The organism is Jiella mangrovi (assembly GCF_017815135.1).
Taxonomy (GTDB): domain Bacteria; phylum Pseudomonadota; class Alphaproteobacteria; order Rhizobiales; family Rhizobiaceae; genus Jiella; species Jiella mangrovi.
This window is the reverse complement of the sequence record NZ_JAGJCF010000009.1, coordinates 172,252-191,867: the sequence shown is the minus strand read 5'-3', so window position 1 is coordinate 191,867 and position 19,616 is coordinate 172,252. Positions and strand designations below refer to the sequence as shown.

At 61.8% G+C, this 19,616-nt stretch carries 17 protein-coding genes; 3 read left to right on the top strand and 14 right to left on the bottom strand.

Going from position 1 to position 19,616, the window contains the following annotated elements; genetic code table 11:
- From J6595_RS13885 to J6595_RS13865, 5 genes are all read right to left on the bottom strand, one after another.
- On the bottom strand, nt 1–421 hold a 421-nt coding region (locus J6595_RS13885; RefSeq protein WP_209595157.1), incomplete at its 3' end, for an NAD-dependent epimerase/dehydratase family protein.
- Nucleotides 422–726: 305 nt separating this feature from the next.
- Complete coding sequence (locus J6595_RS13880; RefSeq protein ID WP_209595156.1) at nt 727–1,872, bottom strand: hypothetical protein; 1,146 nt, start codon at nt 1,870–1,872, stop codon at nt 727–729.
- Nucleotides 1,873–1,949: 77 nt separating this feature from the next.
- Nucleotides 1,950–3,881 carry a glycosyltransferase gene (locus J6595_RS13875; protein WP_209595155.1) on the bottom strand — a complete coding sequence of 644 codons (1,932 nt, stop codon included), beginning with the start codon at nt 3,879–3,881 and terminating at the stop codon, nt 1,950–1,952.
- 11 nt (nt 3,882–3,892) lie between these two features.
- Nucleotides 3,893–4,693 (bottom strand): Gfo/Idh/MocA family oxidoreductase, encoded by an 801-nt coding sequence (locus J6595_RS13870; RefSeq protein WP_209595154.1) that lies wholly within the window; start codon nt 4,691–4,693, stop codon nt 3,893–3,895.
- On the bottom strand, nt 4,686–5,726 hold the full coding sequence (locus J6595_RS13865) for an FAD-dependent oxidoreductase (RefSeq protein WP_209595153.1): 1,041 nt from the start codon (nt 5,724–5,726) through the stop codon (nt 4,686–4,688). The genes J6595_RS13870 and J6595_RS13865 overlap by 8 nt, the downstream gene beginning before the upstream one ends.
- 666 nt (nt 5,727–6,392) lie before the next feature.
- Here J6595_RS13865 and J6595_RS13860 point away from each other — a divergent pair.
- Entirely contained in the window at nt 6,393–7,916 is a 1,524-nt protein-coding gene (locus tag J6595_RS13860) for a GSCFA domain-containing protein (protein ID WP_209595152.1), read from the top strand.
- A gap of 120 nt (nt 7,917–8,036) precedes the next feature.
- Nucleotides 8,037–8,903: a sulfotransferase family protein gene (locus tag J6595_RS13855; RefSeq protein ID WP_209595151.1), complete on the top strand. Its 867-nt coding sequence runs from the start codon at nt 8,037–8,039 to the stop codon at nt 8,901–8,903.
- Nucleotides 8,904–9,117: 214 nt separating this feature from the next.
- Here the strand turns inward: J6595_RS13855 and J6595_RS13850 are convergent, their stop codons facing one another.
- The 6 genes from J6595_RS13850 to J6595_RS13825 form a co-directional block, all read right to left on the bottom strand.
- The gene (locus tag J6595_RS13850) at nt 9,118–9,810 is read right to left on the bottom strand and encodes a GntR family transcriptional regulator (protein ID WP_209595150.1); all 693 of its coding nucleotides are present in this window, start codon (nt 9,808–9,810) and stop codon (nt 9,118–9,120) included.
- Complete coding sequence (locus J6595_RS13845) at nt 9,810–10,595, bottom strand: ABC transporter permease (RefSeq protein ID WP_209595149.1); 786 nt, start codon at nt 10,593–10,595, stop codon at nt 9,810–9,812. The genes J6595_RS13850 and J6595_RS13845 overlap by 1 nt, the downstream gene beginning before the upstream one ends.
- A gap of 3 nt (nt 10,596–10,598) precedes the next feature.
- A complete protein-coding gene (locus J6595_RS13840; protein WP_209595148.1) occupies nt 10,599–11,441 on the bottom strand; it encodes an ABC transporter permease in 843 nt (280 codons plus the stop codon).
- Nucleotides 11,438–12,514 carry an ABC transporter ATP-binding protein gene (locus J6595_RS13835; protein WP_209595147.1) on the bottom strand — a complete coding sequence of 359 codons (1,077 nt, stop codon included), beginning with the start codon at nt 12,512–12,514 and terminating at the stop codon, nt 11,438–11,440. Before J6595_RS13835 ends, J6595_RS13840 begins: the two co-directional genes overlap by 4 nt.
- Nucleotides 12,515–12,594: 80 nt before the next feature.
- On the bottom strand, nt 12,595–13,641 hold the full coding sequence (locus J6595_RS13830) for an ABC transporter substrate-binding protein (RefSeq protein WP_209595146.1): 1,047 nt from the start codon (nt 13,639–13,641) through the stop codon (nt 12,595–12,597).
- Nucleotides 13,642–13,741: 100 nt separating this feature from the next.
- The gene (locus J6595_RS13825; RefSeq protein WP_209595145.1) at nt 13,742–14,716 is read right to left on the bottom strand and encodes an isopenicillin N synthase family dioxygenase; all 975 of its coding nucleotides are present in this window, start codon (nt 14,714–14,716) and stop codon (nt 13,742–13,744) included.
- Between the two features lie 142 nt (nt 14,717–14,858).
- On the opposite strand from J6595_RS13825, the gene J6595_RS13820 reads away from it, so the two are divergent.
- Entirely contained in the window at nt 14,859–15,809 is a 951-nt protein-coding gene (locus J6595_RS13820) for a nucleoside hydrolase (RefSeq protein WP_209595144.1), read from the top strand.
- Nucleotides 15,810–15,924: 115 nt separating this feature from the next.
- On the opposite strand, the gene J6595_RS13815 is transcribed toward J6595_RS13820, so the two are convergent.
- From J6595_RS13815 to J6595_RS13805, 3 genes are all read right to left on the bottom strand, one after another.
- Entirely contained in the window at nt 15,925–17,541 is a 1,617-nt protein-coding gene (locus J6595_RS13815) for a TRAP transporter large permease (RefSeq protein WP_209595143.1), read from the bottom strand.
- Nucleotides 17,542–17,548: 7 nt separating this feature from the next.
- A complete protein-coding gene (locus J6595_RS13810) occupies nt 17,549–18,244 on the bottom strand; it encodes a TRAP transporter small permease (protein ID WP_209595142.1) in 696 nt (231 codons plus the stop codon).
- A gap of 78 nt (nt 18,245–18,322) precedes the next feature.
- The gene (locus J6595_RS13805; protein ID WP_209595141.1) at nt 18,323–19,339 is read right to left on the bottom strand and encodes a DctP family TRAP transporter solute-binding subunit; all 1,017 of its coding nucleotides are present in this window, start codon (nt 19,337–19,339) and stop codon (nt 18,323–18,325) included.
- Between the last annotated feature and the right edge of the window lie 277 nt (nt 19,340–19,616).

Here is a 19,616-nt window from a genome sequence, read left to right as displayed (position 1 = left end):
TGAGATGGATGTTCTGGCGCGACTCGACGATCGCGGCGAGGACGTCGTTGGTGGCGTTGAGGTTGTTGCTCACCGTATAGCGCTTGTGCGACGACGACTTCATCGAATAGGGCGCGGCGCGCTGCTCGGCGAAATGCACGATCGCGTCGGGCTGCTCGGTCTCGATCAGCGTCAGAAGCCGATGATAGTGCTCGCCGACCGTGAAGTTCTCGAAGCGGATCTCCTTGCCGGTCAGTTCCTTCCAGACACGGATCCGCTCGCCGATCGGACGGATCGGCGTCAGGCTGTCGACCTCGAGCTCGAGGTCGATCGAGCGACGCGACAGATTGTCGACGATAATGACGTCATGACCCCGCCGCGACAGATAAAGCGCATTCGGCCAGCCGCAAAAGCCATCCCCACCCAGGACGATAATCTTCATTTTTGATCCTACATTCGTGTCGATGTCACCGGGCGTTGCCGTCATTTGCGGTTTTGGCCCGTCACGCGTGGGCACCGCGATAAGCGATGCATTCCCATCCGTAAAGTCACCGCTGCCAGACAGCGGAAACAGCTTCAAATGCCGTATCGTCGATCTAATTCCGGCCCGCCATCACTAGACCGGAAATTACGGCGATCCTGCGTCGATCGCTTCACCTCAAGCCTGACCAATGCAGTTCCGGAAATACGGTCATCGGCCAGCCAAAACTGTATTCGCTAGCGTCCAATACTAGAAGTCGCAAGTCCTCAAAGATGGGGGATCCGATATTCCCGCGTCCCTTCGCTCACCTCGAGCGACAGCTCCGCCATGTTCGAGATGTCGATATCCGCCAGCTTGACGTCGAGGCTGTTGCGCCCCTCCAGGAACTGGAAATCCGGATCGTCGGGCATGTTGGCACTGCCCTGCGCAATGATCCGGCCTGCCCGGCGCAGCCTCACCATCGCCTTTTCCGAGTTGTCGGTCAAAGACCGCGCCGAAAAGACGGTGATCTTCAGGACATCGCCTGTCACGAGAGTCTTGAAGATCAGACATCCGGTCTTGTCGCCGACGAACTGGAACACCCCGCGCTGCAACTTGCGATCGACGAACACATGACTGAGTTCGACCCTGTGCGGCGCGTCGTCGAGATAGCGGCGCGGGATCGGGAAGCTGAAACCGCGCACGATCTGCTTCGAAAAGGGAAATTCATTCTTCGTCACGACGATGCTCGTCTCATCGTCGATGGTGATCGAAACCGGAAGCTCACGCGGCCGGCTGCGCCGATCAACGACCCAGCCCTGGATCCTCGCCTGGCTCACGGTATAAAGTGAGCCGTTGATGTCCATCTTGTCCGGCCCGACCATCTCGGAAGACGTGACGCGCCGCATCATCATCAGCTTGTTGTCCCAGACCGCCTCCAGGACGAACCCGGACGCCCGCTTCTCCTCGGGGATCGGCACGACGATCGAGAAACTGCGATCCTTAGGCGGGACCGGTGGCTCGTCGGGCCAAAGCTTGTCCGGGCCGAAGAACTCGCTCTGCACCAGCCGGCCGTCGATGAAGACATCGATCATCACCGACAATTGTCGAAACGTCGCCGGAAACCGCAGATCGAGATAGGCGGCGTCGCGGCCGAGCGCGGATTCGACGTCGAAACGCGTGCCGTCCAATTTTTCTCGCCTTTCGCGCCCAAGGCTCGAAGTGGAGCACCAGGCACAATCGTTTTCCTCGAGCGGCGTGCGCGCCTGCCCTGCCATCTCGGCGGCGAAATCGACCGTGTCCGATCCTCCGCCGGAAACGATCTTTTTATGCTCGGCCACCAGCCTGTCGTAAAGGCCGGCGGTGTGCACCAACGACGGTGTCTCGGCCGGCTCGTTCGCCACCTGTGCAACCGCCCGTTCCAGCGTTCTCATCACGTTGTCTCCACCGACTTCGTCTGCAGGTCTTTGGCGAACCAGAAACTTCTTCAACGCTCTCATCCTGCCTTCCTCTAGATCGAAACACGATCGAGACCAAAGCCCTCGCAGATCGGCGCGGACAGCGCGATCTCAGAGGAATCGATCGTCCAAGTGTGGCTCGTCTTGTCTGCGCGGCGGATCAGGATGAAGTTGAACGGATCGCCCGAAACGACGGTGCGTCCGTTGTCGAGATTGCGCAGAAGGAAGTCGATATCCGCGTAGCCTCTGACCTTTTCGTCGAACATCATCTCGGGGTCGGGAGTCTTGCGAACGACGAAGGTGCCTCCCGCGACGAAGTGATTGAGCGAATGAGCCGCCCAATCCTTCTTGTGCAGATAGAGCTTGTCGTAGTCCTCGATGTAAACGAAGTGCTGCGACTTTCCGACGATGTCGAAATCCGTGAAATTCCGATTCAGCATCGTGTCGCTCAGATAGCGCGGGCCGTAATAGTCGTCGTCATCCATCTTGGCCCAATATTGGCCGTTGCTATGCCCGATGCCGACATTCATACAAGCGCCGATGGCCTGCTCGTTCGGAACTTTGAGAACCCGAGCGTTGTCGCTCTCGCGCAGCATCGGGTAGATGTCCGAGGGCATGCAGCCGTCACGATTGACGACGATGATCAGCTCTTTGTTTTCGTAGTCCTGGCTCCGGTAGCACTCGAGCGCGAATGGAACGAGCTCCGGCCGCATGGTCGGCACGACCACCGAGACGAGAGGCTGTTCGGGCTCGGGGATGTCGAGCCCGAGATCCGAAGCGATCTGGCGAATACGCACGTCGTATGTGTGGTTGGTCATCACCTCGCGATAAGCGAGGTGGGTCATGCGCCGGCGCAATTCGTGATCGGTGGAGAGGCGGGCAAGGCTCTGGCGCGAATCGTCGCGATCGTTCACCGCGACGGCGAGCGGCGCCAATTCTGGCGGCAGTTGCGAATGGAAGTTCGTCATGACCGCCGATTTGCTGGCCATCGACTCCATCAGCGAGCGCATGCTCGATATGAGCAAGGGCTGCTCGGAGGGCGTCAGCGCGAAGAATATCTTGCTGTATTTCAGCAGAAAGGCGCGCTCCTTGTCTTCGAAGCAGCCGATGAAACGCCGCCGAAGCTCGCGGTTGAGCCGGGCGTTGTTGTTTCTGATCTTGTATTTCGATTCCGAGATCCAAAACAGGTAGTCGAGTGCAGGCTCGACGATCGCCGACAGGGCCTCCTCCCCCTTACCGGAGTTGTAGAGGATGTCGTAGAAACTGTCACACAGAATGCCGAAATCGCGCGTGATTTCGAGATGGCCGTTCATGTCCCGCCGCAGCGGATTTGTCAGCGAGGGCGCTATGGCAGGCGGAAGGACGCCAGCCGTAATCCCGAAGGAGAGAAGCTTCTTCACGTCGGTCGCGGTGGACGCATAGACGCGCTCGAATTGCGATGCGGTCTGCGTGAAGGCCGGAAAATGTTCCTCGTTGACGGTGAAGACGAACACGGTCCGGATGCCGTTCGCGCGGCAATGCTGCAACAGCTCGGTGAATTCCTCCGAGAGATTGCGGCTGACATGCGACGGATCGACGATGATATCGCGCCATTTGGGGGCGAGATAATCCCACGAGGATTCGCAGATCAGGATCGTCGGGCGCGACTGCTCGAGCTGCTGGCGCCAATCCTTGGGCCTGAGCTTTTCGCACTCGACGGCCGTGCTCAAGGACCTGTTGAATGATGCCGAAGCGATCGTCGCCATGCGCAATTTCATCTGGTCCTTGCGCGCGCGGGGCGCAGGCACCGAACGGATGAAGGAGGAGAGCGGCGGGCTCGCCAGATCCTCGATGACGCGGCTTTCGAAGACTTGCCGCCTGCTCTGAGCGGCGGGCGCGGCTCCTGTCCCGTTGGGCTTTGCGGGAGCAGGCTTTGCTGCAGCAAGGTGACCGCCCCCGACGGGTGCGGCCGGCTTGGGCTTGGCTTTTGCGGCGGGGGTTTTCATATGGCCCCTCCTTAATTCACGTTGGCATTCTGAGTGGGAAGGGCGAGCAGTTTGCCGGCCCTCACCGCAAGAAGGTCGTCAAAAACGGCGGCGGCGTGACCAAGGTTCGCTGGGGGCTCGGTGCCTCTCTCCGAAGATCTTTCGAAATCCGCGATGAAGCGCTCGACGATGGGCTGACTGTTGACGGTAAAATCGAGACCGTCGGATTGCCCTTTGGACCGGAAGCAGACTTTGCGCAAGTCCACGGCCTGTCCGTAACCGACGTCGAATTTTGCGATCTGGCTGCTTGGCGCGATGTAGCGACGCATCGACAAGAGATGGCTCCCAAGATTGGCGTCTGCGGGAAGATCCGGGCGACCGGGCTTCGTCGTCAGAAACGCACCTGCGAAAAGCGCGTCATCGCGACGCTGCCAGCGTTCGCGAAGCGCTTCGATGTCATCGAGATAGAGATACTGATGGTGCACCGCCGCAACTTTCGCGCAAGAAGCGAACTCTTTCGAAATTCTGCTTGAAGTCGAACTATCAGTCAACCATGGTTTCTCGACGACGGCATTACATCCGGCGGCAAGCGCCGCCTCCAGAAGCGGCACCACATGCTCGCCGGGAGGCGTCGCGATCCAAACCATCTCCGCGCCCGTCTCGCGGATGCGTTCGGCGCATCGCGCCTGGTATGCATCCCAAGCCTCGCCGGGCAAAACGCGAAAGCCGCCGCGTGTCAGTACCGTACGATCGCAGCGCTCCAGCGCCTGCGCGACGATTCCGCCCCAGCGTCCCGAGCCGACGACCAGCCACTGGGGGCGGAACCTACCCATCCTCTTCGACCATCTGGCATACCAGCTCCGCAGCCTTGACGGCGCTCACCACCTTGCCGGAAAAGAGATGCACGACGCCCGGCTCAGACTTGCGGACATGCAGGATCCGGCGGTCGTCACCCGGCCGGTTCTCGACGATCCGCATGGTGAAGCGGGATCCGAGATACTCTGCATCCTTCGCGAGCGGCGTGACCTCCATAGCGCCCTCGACCATCTGCTCGAAGCGCGTGTTTTCGAACGGTTCGAAGGTCGGCAAATTCATACGCCCGACGAATTGCTCCGGGAGCGGCTCGCTCTCGTCGTAGGATGTCCAGTGATTGGTGTAACGCGCCGACCCGAAGAGAGAGGTGTCGCTGCTCCCATAGGCATCGAAGGCCGTGAAGGGCCCATCCACGACCACCAGCGAGACGTGCTGCAACGCCTCGGGAAACCGTACGAGAATCTTCTCGGCGACCTGGAACCTCACCTCGGAGAATAGATTGATGTGGCTTCCGGACAAGCCGTATGTCGCATAGACGACGAAATCATACTCCGATTGCTCGACCTCCTCGAAGCGGCGCTTCTCGAAGGTGATATCGAGCGATTCGAGCTTCTCCTTGAGCAACTGCCTTAGAATTTCAGGGTCGAACAGATATTCATCGACCTCCCAGCAGGTATCGATATAGCCGAAATCCATCCAGTCCGGCTTTACCTCACGCAGCGGCAACCCGAAACTATCCATGGCCGAAACGTAATCCTCGGTCGTCGTCAGCGATCCGGCGCGAGGGATTGCGTAATAGTGCGAGGCATTGCGCACGATGGCATCACTGAACATAGCAATGAATTCTCCGCGTGCCTGCATGACTTCCATCACCGTTTCGACGCTGCGAGGATAGTGATATCCGGCATGAACCCGATACTGATTGATGCCTGACGCCGCCTGCATGATACCGAGAGGATCAAACAGATATACGTCATTTCCAGCTTCAGCCAGCTTAATTGCCGCAACGGAACCATAAATACCAGCCCCTGCCACGGCGATTTTTCTACGCATTTGTCTTTATCCCGCTTATTGCAACCATATGTTGCACTGCACAATCGAGCAAAACAAATCTCAGTCGGGATGACAAGATGGCGCCACGGGATTGATATCAATTTGCAACGGCACGTCACACTTATTGCTGTCCGCCCCCGCTACGTCAATGCGAAATTCCCCAAAGGAATTTTTTTGCACCTGTATGGTTGACGGCGACGAACTGCGACCGAGCCGCGCGGGACTGCGCGCTGCAGGTCGCCGGACCGCCCACTGGGACGGCGATCGGCGAGACGCGATACCGGAAGCGAGAGGGGGCGTTCCGGCGCTTCCGTAGAACAAGCCCGGATCGGCATCTCCGCCGATCGCGGCTGCAACGCGGGAGGCCTTCGGGCACTGGCTGATTGGCCGGCCCGGCTGCAATTTCCGGCCAGCCGCTACGCAGACGACCTGGCCGAGATCTCGCATCGCGCCAGCCCGCAGGCTCGATCCCGCCCCCTCCCCCGCGAGCCGGAGTTGCGGGGATGGAGTAGTGGCCCTGCGTCGAAGCCGTCCCGTCCCGTATGAGCGCCATTACCCGGGTCGCCCGCGCCGAATGGCGAGCGCAAAGACCGGTAATTTTGAGGATGACCATGGGAGTACGAGCAGGTAATGTGCCAGTGACTGGACATAGAATCGAGACAGCTTATGCCTCTATCTACGGTTTCGGCCGACCTTGCGTTCCGACAGTTGAAGGATAATCCCTTCTCGAATTGGCCCGAGCGGGGAACATCGCTGGACCGGTTCTCCAACATTGCCGCGCCGGATTTCAAGACGATCACGAAATTCGAAGCGGGCGAAAAGATCTTTACGATCGGTTCCTGCTTTGCACGCAACGTGGAAGACAAGCTCGAAGCGCTCGGATTTACGATTCCCACGAAAAGCTTCTCGATCGACCCCGGCCTTTGGAACGGCAAGGCGTCCACGCTCCTCAACAACTATGTGTCGCCTGGCATTGCCAAGCAGATCAGATGGGCTTTCGGGGAAGGAGAGCCATTCTCGGTCGAGCGGAACTGCGTCGAGCTCACGAAGGGGAAGTGGCAGGATCTCGATGTCGCCGGCAATCTCAGGCCACAGCCAAAGGATGTCATACTGGGCATCCGGGAGAGCATCAACGCGGTCTACCGCCAGCTTGCGGGCACGAAGAACATTGTCCTGACGCTTGGACTTGTCGAAGCCTGGTGGGATAACGCTACCCGTACGTATGTCAATCTGGCGCCCCCCAAACGGATCATTCGGCAGGATCCGAACCGGTTCGAATTGCATGTCCTGTCGGTCGATGACGTCTATTCGAGCCTCGAGGAACTCATCGGTCTCCTCGATCGGATTTGTGCTCCGGACTATCGGATGATCGTCACTGTCTCGCCGGTGCCGATGACGGCCACCTTCACGACGCACGACGTCGCTCTTGCCAACAGCTACTCCAAATCCGTTTTGCGGGTTGCCGCAGAGATGGTGTGCAGCCGGTATCCGCAGCTGGGTTATTTCCCGTCCTTCGAGTCCTTCATGCTGACACGCAAGGATAGCGCTTACATCGCTGATCAAGTGCACCCGACCGAGGAGGCGGTGCGGGCCAATGTGCAACGGATGACAGCGGCATACACGGGTGTGGGCGGTCAGGATCCGATCAACGAAGCACAGATCCGCTTGAAGGACGGAGACCGCGAGGGCGCTGCCGAATTGCTGAGATCCGCGATCGAGATCGACCCCAAGGATATTTCCGCCCGTGTCAAACTCGCTCGTATCCTGTTTGATGACGGGCACGACAAGGAAGCGATCATCGAACTCCTCTCGACAGCGGAAGCTGAAGAGAGCGCGGAGGCTTTGACGTTCCGCGCCCGTGTCCTGCACCGCGCCGGGCACGCCGAGCGCTCGCTCGAATCGGCAAAGCGCGCCGTTGCGTTGAAGCCTGCGTATAAAGCGGGAATTCTTGCTCTGGCCAATCGGTATGTCGATGCCGGCGACTTCGAGAATGCGGAAACAATGCTGGACGACCTGTATCGCCGGTCGCGCACCAGCGATTGGAAAGCAAAGGCCCTGGTCGGGCGCGCGCGCATCCACGAGGCGAAGGCAGACTATAACGAAGCGATCAAAGTCCTCGACATGGCCGACAGTTTCGACCGGTCGCCGGAAATTGCGGCCGTTCGCAAGCGGCTGGCAAGAAGCATCTAGGCCGCGTCTTGCGTTCCATGGGGTTTCAAGCATCAGCAGGCCAAAAGGCCACTCGCTCGGCTGGAGGCTGCCGCTCTTGATGATCCTCCGCTCATTCGTGCAGGGAAACGGACTTTCAGATTGAACGGCGCAAAGCAACGGTCGCGGCTGGACAGCCAGCTCGTCTTCATCGTCGGCGCACCACGCAGTGGAACCACCTGGCTGCAACTCCTGATATTCAATACGGGGCTGGTGGCGTCCGCAGGCGAAACGCATCTCTTCAATGCGTATCTCGGGCCAATGTGGCGCACGTGGAACAACCATGCCACCCGGCGCCAGAAGCATCCCAGCTATCGCGACATCGGTTTGCCCTTCGTCCTCAGCGAAGCCGAGTTCTTGCAGCAATGTCGAAAATTTTCGACGACCGTGCTGAAGAAGATCCGCGACGCATATCCGGACGCGAAACTCATCGTCGAAAAGACCCCGGCCCACATTCTCCATCAAGAGTTCATTCACCGCATCTACCCACGGGCCCGCTTCCTTCACATCGTTCGCGATCCACGCTCCGTCGTCGCCTCGACGATTGCCGCCCGGGAGTGGGCGGCATCATGGGCGAGCGCGAACACGGTTTCCATCATCGCCGACTGGAAAAAGCACGTGGAGGCAGGCCGCAGGCTCGCGGAGAAGACCGATCGCTGCCTGACATTGCGTTACGAAGACCTCCACGCGGATACGGCGGGCCAAGTCGGGAAAATCTGCGACTGGCTCGGGCTCGAACTTGCATCGGGGCAAGCGGAAGAGGCCGTGAGACGCTGCAGCCTGGAAAATCTGCGGGGCGCCAAATCCGATGCTCCCTGGGACCTGACGGTCGAACCCGCCAACTTCTTCCGGAGCGGTGAGACCGATGCATGGCGGCGGGAACTCAATGGCCGGACGATCGCCATGATCGAGCGAAAGGCCGCAGAAGAGATGGCGGCGTTCGGATATGCGGCGAGCAAAGCGCGCTAGAGCATGATCCCGAAAAGTGGGAACCGGTTTTCGGAAAAGATCATGCCCCGACAAGAGGATAGAGCGGGAGGGTGAGCGAAGCTCATCTCATCCCGCTCTAGCGATCCTCTCGCAGCATTCTCAAGGTATGGGGATATGCGGGGAATCGGACCGGCGCTTTAACCGTGCAATGCTCCGGCTCGGCAGCAGGCGTGAAGTCCGGTCAGCAGCCACCTCAAAGCGCCGAATGGCCCTCAGCGGCCTCGAGGAACAGCCGGCGGCTGGTATGCCAGGCTCTTTCGACGAGACCGGCGGTGACGGCTGCCGCCTCGCTCGCCCGGCCAGCGCGAATTTCGGCGATCATCGCCGCATTGCCTTCGATCATGTCGTCGAGGATGCCGGTGGTGCTGCGATAGGCGCGAAAGCGGTAGCGCAGCGCGGCCTTGTCGAGCTGGTCTAGGAGCCGCATCAACACCGCGTTCCCGCAGCGGGCATGGCTTAATGCGGTCATGCGCACATTGGCCTCGAAACCGGCGCGAAAATCACCGCTGGCCTTGGCGTCGCGCATCGCCTCGAGTTCAAGGGTCAGCTCGCGGGCGACATTTTCGCGATCGGGCCGCTCCGCGATGAGACGGCTGCACGTCGCTTCCAGCGGAATGCGGCAGGCGGTGATCTCGTCCAGATTGCCGACGCTGAGTTCGGTCACTCTAGTGCCGAGCCTCGGCCGCCGTTCGACGAGGCCCCTGCCCTCCAGAATCTGAAATGCTTCCCGCAGCGGCGATCGCGAGATGCCGAAGCGCGAGCAGATTTCGATCTCACGCAGCTTCTCGCCGGGCGCGAAGATCTCGCGCACGATCGCCGCCTCGATCCTGTCGGCCACTTCCGAGCCGATCGAGCGAAGGCTGAGTTCCTGGTCGAATTCTATCATCAAGCCTTCGAATTTCGGGAGAAAAGAAGATCGGCCAGAGTGACGAGGACGAGGGTCAGGATGATGGACACCGTGGACACGGCGGCGGCCTCCGGCGTGAAGTTGAATCGCAGATAATCATACAACTGTATAGGCAGCGGTGCCGAGCCCGAGCCCTTGAGAATGAAGGAAATGCCGAAAGTATCGAAACTGATGATGAAGGCAAAGACGCCGCCCGTCGCCATGCCCGGCGCGATCAGAGGCAGGGTGATGCGGCGGAAGGCCGTGTAGCGCGACGCCCCGAGGGTTCGGGCGGCCAGCTCGATCGAATCGTCGCGTCCCTGCAGCGAAGTGGTCACGTTCAGAAACACGAAGGGCAGCGTCATCAGGACGTGGCCGGTGAAGAGAGCGATCTTGTACTCGGTTCCGATCCCGATCTCGTAGAAGAAGAACAGAAGCGCGATCGCGGTGAGGATCTCCGGCAGGATCAGCGGCAGCAGAACGCCAATGCGAACGATCTCCGCCTCGCGTTTGGCGTGGCGCACGAAATAAAGCGCCGCCATGGTGCCGATGACGAGGGAAACCGCCGTGGCGCCTGCCGCCAGGATCGACGAATAGACGATCGCATCGATGAAGACGTCGTTCTCAAGGAACGTCCAGAACCAGCGCAGGCTCAGCCCCTGCGGCGGGAATGTCAGGAAGTTGCCGGCATTCAGCGATGCCAGGACGACGATGACGAGCGGAGCCAGCAGGAAGGTATAGACCAGGAGGCGAAACAGCCCGAGAAACAGTGCGCCGATCCGCATGGCTCAGTTCCACTTCATGGCTGTCAGCCGCGCGAAGATCAGAACGATCACCCCCGCCGAAACGGCGAGGATCAACGCCATGGCCGAACCGAAGGGCCACTGGAACTGATCGATCAGCGCGTCGACGACCAGGAGCGTCGTCGTCTTCACCCGCATTCCGCCGACGAGGGCCGGCGTCACATAGGACGATATGGCCAGCACGAAGACGAGGATGCAGCCGGTCTGCACGCCGGGCATCGAGACCGGAAAGGTCACCCGCCGAAAGATCGTGAATGGCCGCGCGCCGAGCGAGCGGGCCGCCTGTTTCACGGCCGGATCCATGGACTGCAATGCCGAAAGCAATGGCAGCACCATGAAGGGCAGGAAGACGTGGGACAGCGCCAGGACGACGCCGAAATCGTTGTACATCAGCGGGAGCGGGCGCTGGATCAGTCCGAGATCGCGCAGGGTGGAATTGATCACGCCGGAATTGCCGAGAAGGATGGTCCAGCCATAGCTGCGAATGACGATCCCGATCAGCAGCGGCGACAGGACGATGCCGTAGAGCAGGCCGCGCCATCTCCTGCGCGCCCCGGCAATATGCAGGGCGATCGGATAGGCGAGGACGAGACAGACGAAGGTCGTCACGATGCCGAGCAACAGGCTCTGGGGCAGCGACCAGAGATAGTAGCCCTCGTCGAAGAACTGGGCATAGCCCTGAAGGCCGAAGCCGGGCCCGTAGGGTTCGCCGTTCGCCCCCGGCGCGCGGAAACTCATCACCAGGACGGTGACGTAGGGCAGGACGATGAACAGGAAGATCAGCGCGGCGGCAGGCAGGATGAGAAGCGAGGCGCGAAACCGTCTCATGCGCGGCTCTCCGCCGACCCCGTCCGCCCGGGAAGCGGCCACAGCCGCGACGCATCGAAATCGAGACCGACGCTCTCGCCCTCTTTCGCGCTCTGGCTCGTCGGCGCGAGGACGACCAGCGGCCCGAGATCGGTCTCGACATGATATTCGACATGGCCGCCGCTGAAATAGCGCTTGGAAATGCGCCCTCGCAGATGGCCTGCAGCCGGGTCCGTCAGGGCGATCTGTTCGGGCCGCGCCATGACGCCGAGAGTGCCATTGGCGGCCGGGACGGGCCGCTGGATCGTCAGCGACAGGCCGCCCGGCAAGCCGAGTTCGACGCCCGCCTCGTCATTTGTGCGGACCGGGAGTTCCAGAATGTTCGCGTTGCCCACGAAGCGGGCCACCCGTTCCGACGCCGGCTTGTCGTAGACGTCTTCGGGCGCCGCCGCCTGGGCGATCTCGCCGTCGAACATCACCACCACACGGTCCGACATGGTCATCGCCTCACCCTGATCATGGGTGACGTAGATCGTCGTGATGCCGACGCGCTTCTGCAGGTCGCGGATGAAGCCGCGCATCTCGTCGCGCAATTTGGCGTCGAGATTGGCGAGAGGCTCGTCGAGAAGCAGGATCTTCGGTTCGATCACCAGTGCGCGGGCAAGCGCCACGCGCTGCTGCTGGCCGCCCGAAAGCGCCTTCGGGTAGCGCTCGGCATAGGGCGTGAGCTGGACCATCTCCATCGCCCGCCCCACCCTTTCGGTGATCTCGCGCTTTTGCAGCCGCCGCATCTCGAGCCCGAAGGCCAGATTCTGCGCGACCGTCATATGCGGAAACAGCGCATAGGACTGGAACACCATCCCGATGTCGCGATCTTCCGGCAGCTTGCGGGAGATGTCGCGGTCGTCGAAGAGGATCTGACCGTCGCTCGTCTCCTCGAAACCGGCAATGCATTTCAGCGTCGTCGACTTGCCGCAGCCCGATGGGCCGAGCAGCGAGACGAACTCTCCATGCCGGACGTTGAGGGATATGCCCTTCAACGCCTCGGTCTTGCCGTAGCGTTTGACGAGCGAGCGAAGAGAGACTTCGGTCATCGGGCGGGGCCGGTCCTTTGCAAAAAACCCGCCGCGCGCTGCGGCGTGGCGGGTTGGGAGGCAAGCGTTAAACGGTCAGCTCAGGCGCCGAAGATCTCGTTCCAGCGGCGGGCGATCTCCTCGGACTTGGCGTTCATCAGAGCCCAGTCCCACTCGATGAACTGATCCATCGCCTCGCCCGAAACCGGCACGTCCTTCTGAAGCTCGACCGGGACCGTCACCGTCTTGTTGACCGGCGAGACGAAGAACTCGCGCATCAGGAGATCCTGCCCCTTCGGCCCCAGGACGAAGTTCAGATATTCGTAGGCTTCTGTGCGGGCCGGTGTGTCCTTGAGGATGTTGAAGGTCTGGTCCCACATCATCAGGCCCTCCTCGGGGATGATGCAGTCGACCGGCAGGCCCTGATTGCGCAAGCGGGCGATCTCGCCGAAATCGAAGGGCGCGACGGCGATCTCGCCGGTCGCCATGGCGGTGCTCATGTTGAAATCGGTCTGATAGACGGGGCCCAGCTCCTTGAGCTTGGCAAAGCCCGCGTCGAGATCGTCGATGCCGGAACCGTAGATCATCGAGGTCAGCATCAGGAACATCTTCCCGGCTGAATTCTTGATGTTGTAGAGGCCGAGGCGCCCCTTCAGCTCGGGATCGTCCCAGAAATCCTTCCAGGACTTGGGCGCCTTGGACACCATGTCGGTCCGATAGCCGATCCCGATCGGCGAGATCAGACCGACCGCGGCGTAGCCTTCGGATGCCTTTGTCGCGACGGGATAAAGGTCGGCGTAGTTCGGCACGAGCGACAGGTCGAGCTTTTCGAAAAAGCCCTCGTCGCGCAGGACCGTCGCGTAGATCTCGTTGGTCATCAGGCAGCTATAGGGCGCCTTGCCGACGCCTGCGGCGCGAAGGTTGGCCGTGTAGGTTCGACCAAGACCGATGTCAAGCTGCGGCTCGACGCCGGTCTCTTCCTTGAAGGCCGGCAGCAGCGTGTCGCGCCAGAACTTCTCCCACGAGCCGCCATAGGTCGTCACCACCAGCGTCTTGGCCTGGGCATGAACCGCCGGAATATTCAGGACGGAAGCGCCGCCAAGGGCGATGAGCGCTTTCAGGATGCTGCGTCTGTCGATCTCGGTCATGGTCGAAATTCCCGTTCGTCGCCTGCGCCACTGCCCCTCGATGGGGAGCGCTTCAAGGAAGGGCGCGATGGTCAGGCTGAAGGTGTCGTTGCGAAGGGTCTCAGGAGGCTTTCTTGCGGTAGTCGTAGTTCTTGTTCAGCCGTTCGAGCAGGTAGTCACCGTAAAGCACCGGCTCCATCCTGGCAGCCTCGCCGGCTTCCAGCATCTCCTTCGGACATTCGACCAGCGCCCGCATCGAGGGATCGTAGAAGAAGGGCTGGGAATAGCGATCGCGCTTGGACAGGTTGCGCACCCGGTGCGGCGTCGAAACGAAGCGGCCGTTCGACCATTTGGCGAGGATATCGCCGACATTCATCACGAAGGTGCCCGGGATGGGCGGCGCCGGGATCCAGTCATTGTGCTTGTTGCGGACCTCGAGCCCGCCGACGTCGTCCTGCTTCAGGAGCGTGACGAAACCATAGTCGGTGTGGGGCGCCGAGCCGAAGAGCTGCTCCTCGTCCGGCTGCTCGGGATAGTGAAGCAGCCGCAGGAACAGCGTGGGATCTTCGAAATGCCTTGAAAACCAGTCGCGCGGCAGACCGAGGGCCTCCGCAAGCCCGCCCGCGATGCGCTCGCCGAGGTTGGTCATCTCGGCCATGTAGGCGCGCGCCGTCTCGGCGACCTCGGGCACGCTTTCGGGAAACTGGTTGGGCCCCTGCAACGGCTCGCCCGCATAGGGAGCATCGTCCGGAACCTCGTGCATCACCATCAGGCTTTCGGAGCGGTTCGGCTTCGTCACCTTGGCGACCGACGACGTCACGATCGTCGAGCTCGACATCGGCATGTAGCCGCGATGGAACTCGTTGATCTTGAGCTTGAGCTTTTCTTCCATGGGAAGCTGATGGAAGGCGACGTTCATCTCGCGCATACGCTCGACGAGGTCTTCCGGCACACCGTGATCGGCGAGATAGGCAAAGCCGGAGGTCTCCAGCGCGGCCTTCAGAGCGGCCACGGTTTCGGCCCGCTTGTCAGGATCGGCGCCATCCGCAAGACCGGCAAGACTCACGATCGGGATGTTGTCGAATTCGCCTTTCATCAGGCCCCTCCTTTGTGGATACTGTATACAGTATCGGCTTCCACCGAGCGGTCAAGCGAAAACCGCCTCAAATTTGGATGCGCCTAAACTTTGGGCTATCGCTCCTTCGGCGAGCATGGACGCGATCAGGGAAACTCGGGACATGTCACTTCATCACGTCATCATCGACACCGATCCCGGCCAGGACGACGCGTTTGCGATCCTGCTCGCCCTGGCGTCACCGGAGCTGAACGTCCTCGGACTGACGACCGTCGCCGGCAATATGGGCCTCGACCAGACCACCGATAACGCCCGGCGGATCGTCGAGCTGGCGGGTCGCGGCGACATCCGCGTCCATGCGGGCTCGGCCCGGCCGCTGATGCGCGAGCCGCGTCCGGTGCCGGAGATCCACGGGGAGACCGGGATCGACGGCTGGGACTTTCCGCCCGCCGAACGGGGGCCGGAGCCCGGCCACGCGGTGGCGTTCATCATCGAAACGCTCCGCGCCCATACCGAGAAGGTCATCCTCATCGCGCTCGGGCCGCAGACCAACATCGCCATGGCGCTGCGCATGGCGCCCGACATCCGCGAGAAAATCGAGCGCATCGTCTTCATGGGCGGCGGCTATTTCGAGGGCGGCAACATGACCCCGGCGGCGGAATACAACATTCTCGTCGATCCTGAGGCCGCGCGGATCGTGCTGGGCTCCGGCGTTCCGATCACGGCCGTCCCGCTGGACTGCACCCATGCGACGCCCGCCCCGGTGAACTGGTCGTCGGCGCTTGCCGCCCATGGCGGCGAGGTCATGCGGGCCTGCGCCGGAATGATGGAATTCTTCGAGCGCTACGGAAACGCCAAGCACGGCACCGCCTCGCGCCCCCTGCACGACGCGGTCGCGGTCGCGGCTCTTTTATGGCCGGACCTCTTCACCGGGCGGCTGTGTCCCGTCGATGTCGAATGCGCCGGGCAACTGACCACGGGCATGACCGTCGTCGACTGGCTGCGCCAGACCGGCAAGCCCGACAACTGCCTCTGGCTGACCGGCTGCACGGACAGCGCGGACGTCTACTCGCGCATGGAGGCGCGATTGGCGAGGCTCGGAACCCGGCGCTGACAAGCCGCTACCGGGCGGCGGACGCATCCGCTGCCGCCGCCCGCGCGATCCCGGTCTGACCTGCGCCGACAAGAGCTGCGGCAGGAACGTGCTTCACGCTTTGCCGCCCGCTCCCTTACCGCGCGACGATCTCCGGGCCCATCAGCGCATTCGGGATCATCGTCGAGAGGAACGGCACATAGGTGACGATGATGAGGAAGACGAAGAGCACCGCGACGAAGGGCGCCGCCGCCCGGACCACCTGAACGAGGCTCATCCCCGTGATGCCGGAGGTGACGAAGAGGTTCAGCCCGATCGGCGGGGTAATCATGCCGATCTCCATATTGACCACCATGATGATGCCGAGATGGATCGGGTCGATGCCGAGCTCCATCGCGATCGGGAACACCACCGGCGCGACGATCAGAAGCAGGCCCGACGGTTCCATGAACTGGCCGCCGATCAGGAGCAGGACGTTCACGGCGATCAGGAAGGTGAACCAGTTGAAGCCGTAGCCGAGAAGGAGATCGGTGATCGCATCGGGAATGCGCTCGGCCGTCAGCGTGTGGGCGAAGAGCAGCGCGTTGACGATGATGAACATCAGCATCACCGTCGTCTTGCCGGCATCGACCATCACCTTGCGGGTGTCGTCATGGACGAGAGCGGGGAAGAAGCCCTTGCCCATCACCCTCAGATTGCGCCCCCAGACCGGCAGGCCGGAGGCGAGCGTGCCCGGCACGGCGGCGAGCCCGCCCTCCCCGCGCCACAGCGGATAGGCGATGAGGATGACGGCGACGCCGACGAGGCCGATGACGCTTCTGAGGCCGATGGTCGTCACGCCCGCCTCGCCCATGGCGAAGAAGGACAGGATCAGCCAGACGAAGAAGAAGGCGACCGCATAGACCATCGCCTTGAAGCCCACGCGCTCGCGCGGGCCGCGATGATCGAGAACCCAGGGCTCGCCGGTCAGAGGTCCCATGTCGCGATAGATGAAGAGGGCGACGAAGGCGGAATAGACCGCCGCGACGGCGGCCGCCTCGGTCGGCGTGAAGACGCCGCCATAGATGCCGCCGAGGATGATGACGATCAGGAAGACACCCCAGCCGGCTTCCTTGCCGCCCTCGATGATCTCGTGGAAGCCCTTCCATTCCTCGGCCGGCAGGTTGCGCCTTCGGGCGATCACGTAGATCGCGATCATCAGCATCAGGCCGGCGACGAGGCCCGGCAGGATGCCGGCAAGGAACATGCGCCCGACCGAGACGTTCACCGCCGCCGCATAGACCACCATCACGATCGAGGGCGGAATGAGAATGCCGAGCGTGCCGGCATTGGCGATGATGCCGGCGGCAAATTCCTTCGAATAGCCGACCTGCCGCATGCCGGCGATGGCGATGGTGCCGATGGCGACGACCGTCGCAGGCGAGGAGCCCGACAGAGCGGCAAACAGCATGCAGGCGAGAACCGACGCCATGGCGAGGCCGCCGCGGAAATGGCCGATGGTCGAGATGGCCAGCCGGATGATGCGCTTGGCGACGCCGCCGGTGGACATGAAGGCCGAGGCGAGGATGAAGAAGGGGATCGCCAGAAGCGTGTAGTTCTGGCTGGCGGTGAAGAGCTGCAGCGCGACGGAACTCATCGAGTCGCCTGAAAACAGCGCGATCGTCAGGACGGAGGCGAGCCCCAGAGAGATCGCGACCGGGACACCGAGAAACAGGAAGCCGAAGACGAGGATGAACAGGAAGGCGGTTTCCATTTCCGGCTCAATCCTTCAACGCATTGAGGTTCTGCTGCACGAGGTCTTCGGCCTCGTGCCCGGCAACGATCAGCTCCCGCTTGCCCTGGAAGATCTGGACGAGACCCTCGAGCGATCGGAACGCCAGAAGCGCGAGCCCGACCGGCAGCATCAGATAGGCGACCCAGCGCTGAACGCGGTCTTGCAGGCCGAAGGCGTCCTGCATCCACACGGGATAGCGCAGCTCGTCGAGGCCGGTGCCGCGGTCGAACATGAAGGTCCAGTAGCCGATCGCCCCGCTCTGGCGCCAGTTGGTGGAAACGTCGGCGCCGAAATAGGCGAGCCAGCCGGCATAGAGCAGAAGCATGGCATAGGCGAAGGTGGCAAAGGCTCCGAAGATCGCCGCCGCCTTGAACAGGGGTCTTGGAAACAGTCGGATGATCGCGTCGACGCCGAGATGGATGCCGGTCTTCACGCCATAGGCCATGCCGAAGAGAATGAGCCAGGCAAACAGGATGCGCGTCGCCTCGAGGGCGCCCTGCCAGCCGGAATTGAAGCCGTAGCGCCCGATGACCTGAAAGAAGGAGATCAGCGTGATCGCAGCAAGAAGAATGGCGATCACGTTCTCCTCGAAGCGCGCGACCGCCAGCGGATAGGCCCGCTCGGCCGCAAATAGCACGCCGACGATCACGAGGAGCGCGATCGTCATTCCCAACAGTTCCATTCGGTTGTCCCCTTCGACCGCAGCCTCATGCGGCCCGGCCGGCCCATGGAGGACCGGCCGGGCCGTCGATGCGATTGATCAGTTCGACTTGTCGTAGCCGGCGGCCGTCGCGATGACGTCGGCCCCGATATCACCCTCGAACTGCTGCCACACCGGCTTCATCACGTCGACCCAGGCCTTGCGCTGTTCGGGCGAGAGTTCGCGAATGGTGGAGCCGGCATCGGCGATCTGCTGGCGGCAGTTGGCTTCCTGATCGGCCACCTGCTGATTGGCCTGCTTCAGCGTATCGTCGACGATCGTCAGGAACTGCTCGCGGGTCTCGTCGTCGAGCGAATCCAGGAATTCCTGGCTGGTGATCATGCCGTAGGCGAGGATCTGGTGATTGGTGTTGGTGATGCCGTCCTGCACCTCGAAGAACTTCTGGGTGTAGATGTTGCACCAGGAGTTTTCCTGACCATCGACGACGCCGGTCTGCAGCGCTCCATAGACTTCCTTGAAGGCGAGCTTCTGCGCCGAAGCCTTGAGCGCCTCGATCATCGCGACGGCGACGTCCGAGGTCTGGACGCGGAACTTCAGGCCTGCGGCGTCTTCCGGCATGAGGAGCGGCTTGTTGGCGGAAAACTGCTTGAGGCCGGAGGTGATGTAGCCGAGCCCCTTGTAGCCCTCCGGCTCGACGGCCGCGAGAAGCGCCTTCGCATCGTCGGACGCCATGTAGGCGTTGGCCGCCTCGATCGAGGAGAACAGGAAGGGCAGGTCGTAGAGCCGCAGCTTCTTCGTATAGGCCTCGAACTTCGACAGCGACGGCGCGGCGAGCTGGACGTCGCCCAGCAGCATGGCCTCCATCACCTTGTCGTCGTCGTAGAGCGTGGAGTTCGGATAGACCTCCATGCAGGCCTTGCCCTCCATCTGCTCGTTGATGTTCTTGGCGAGCAGACGGGCGGCATCGCCCTTCGGATGGCCGCTGTCAGCGACGACGTGGCTGAACTTGATGACGGTTTCGCCGGAATCGCAGCCATTGGGATCAGCCTTCGCGGCACCGGCCGAAAGGGCGATGGCGAGCAGGGAAGCGGATGCGGACAGGATCAGGTTCTTCATGTTTCATCTTTCTCTTCGCGGCGATTCTGGCAAGAATCTCCGTGTGATGGTGCCGGCCGGCCAGGGGGGCCGAACCGCTCGACATCGATGTTTGGGAAAGATCGCCTCGTCCCGACGGCAAGGATTGAGGCCCTCTCGAATCGGGTGCGTGGCGCGATGCCTCCCGCCATCGCGACGAAGCGACTATAGCAACCCGGCGCGCGATTTGCGAAGTCGCCGAATAATATTTTCAAATCATAGACTTACAATCAGTACAACTCGAACACTCATACCGCAT

What these genes read in the sequence shown, in the direction of transcription:
- J6595_RS13880 (WP_209595156.1), bottom strand. Translation starts at nt 1,872, where the DNA reads ATGAGAACGCTGGAACGGGCGGTTGCACAGGTGGCGAACGAGCCGGCC.
- J6595_RS13875 (WP_209595155.1), bottom strand. Translation starts at nt 3,881, where the DNA reads ATGAAAACCCCCGCCGCAAAAGCCAAGCCCAAGCCGGCCGCACCCGTC.
- J6595_RS13870 (WP_209595154.1), bottom strand. Translation starts at nt 4,693, where the DNA reads ATGGGTAGGTTCCGCCCCCAGTGGCTGGTCGTCGGCTCGGGACGCTGG.
- J6595_RS13865 (WP_209595153.1), bottom strand. Translation starts at nt 5,726, where the DNA reads ATGCGTAGAAAAATCGCCGTGGCAGGGGCTGGTATTTATGGTTCCGTT.
- J6595_RS13860 (WP_209595152.1), top strand. Translation starts at nt 6,393, where the DNA reads ATGCCTCTATCTACGGTTTCGGCCGACCTTGCGTTCCGACAGTTGAAG.
- J6595_RS13850 (WP_209595150.1), bottom strand. Translation starts at nt 9,810, where the DNA reads ATGATAGAATTCGACCAGGAACTCAGCCTTCGCTCGATCGGCTCGGAA.
- J6595_RS13845 (WP_209595149.1), bottom strand. Translation starts at nt 10,595, where the DNA reads ATGCGGATCGGCGCACTGTTTCTCGGGCTGTTTCGCCTCCTGGTCTAT.
- J6595_RS13840 (WP_209595148.1), bottom strand. Translation starts at nt 11,441, where the DNA reads ATGAGACGGTTTCGCGCCTCGCTTCTCATCCTGCCTGCCGCCGCGCTG.
- J6595_RS13835 (WP_209595147.1), bottom strand. Translation starts at nt 12,514, where the DNA reads ATGACCGAAGTCTCTCTTCGCTCGCTCGTCAAACGCTACGGCAAGACC.
- J6595_RS13830 (WP_209595146.1), bottom strand. Translation starts at nt 13,641, where the DNA reads ATGACCGAGATCGACAGACGCAGCATCCTGAAAGCGCTCATCGCCCTT.
- J6595_RS13825 (WP_209595145.1), bottom strand. Translation starts at nt 14,716, where the DNA reads ATGAAAGGCGAATTCGACAACATCCCGATCGTGAGTCTTGCCGGTCTT.
- J6595_RS13820 (WP_209595144.1), top strand. Translation starts at nt 14,859, where the DNA reads ATGTCACTTCATCACGTCATCATCGACACCGATCCCGGCCAGGACGAC.
- J6595_RS13815 (WP_209595143.1), bottom strand. Translation starts at nt 17,541, where the DNA reads ATGGAAACCGCCTTCCTGTTCATCCTCGTCTTCGGCTTCCTGTTTCTC.
- J6595_RS13810 (WP_209595142.1), bottom strand. Translation starts at nt 18,244, where the DNA reads ATGGAACTGTTGGGAATGACGATCGCGCTCCTCGTGATCGTCGGCGTG.
- J6595_RS13805 (WP_209595141.1), bottom strand. Translation starts at nt 19,339, where the DNA reads ATGAAGAACCTGATCCTGTCCGCATCCGCTTCCCTGCTCGCCATCGCC.